The sequence below is a fragment of the Lactobacillus acetotolerans DSM 20749 = JCM 3825 genome, from assembly GCF_001436775.1.
Lineage (GTDB): Bacteria > Bacillota > Bacilli > Lactobacillales > Lactobacillaceae > Lactobacillus > Lactobacillus acetotolerans.
Window position 1 is genome coordinate 1 of the sequence record NZ_AYZC01000109.1, and the last position, 329, is coordinate 329.

At 31.3% G+C, this 329-nt stretch carries 1 protein-coding gene; it reads right to left on the reverse strand.

Annotated elements, in window-relative coordinates; translation table 11 throughout:
• Positions 1-74: 74 nt before the first annotated feature.
• The gene (locus FC77_RS07760) at positions 75-218 is read right to left on the reverse strand and encodes a hypothetical protein (protein WP_192496366.1); all 144 of its coding nucleotides are present in this window, start codon (positions 216-218) and stop codon (positions 75-77) included.
• Positions 219-329: the final 111 nt, after the last annotated feature.

The window sequence follows — 329 nt, forward strand, 5'->3', positions numbered from 1 at the left end:
AATCAAGCCCTAGTCAGCTAAAACAAATGTTTGTCCAATTTCTTGGGCTCACTACATTTGGGTGCTCCCTTTTTTTAATCTTCGTCGTGTAAAAGATGATGAAGATGGATATCTTGTTTATTGGTTACTTTTTTGAAACGTCTATTAAGTTCTGCTTGATTGGCTTTACCATAAAATGGATCTTTAACCTCAGTTTTCTTCTTTTTTGGATTTAACATTATTCCACCCTCAAAAATAAAATTATATAATACCTCTATATAGTATAATTATTGCCCTGATTTAAAATTGAAGTGCAACACAAATAGAACTTAAACAAAAAGGTCACGAAG

Excerpts from the sequence above, each read along its gene's own strand:
- FC77_RS07760 (WP_192496366.1), bottom strand. The coding sequence starts at position 218 with ATGTTAAATCCAAAAAAGAAGAAAACTGAGGTTAAAGATCCATTTTAT.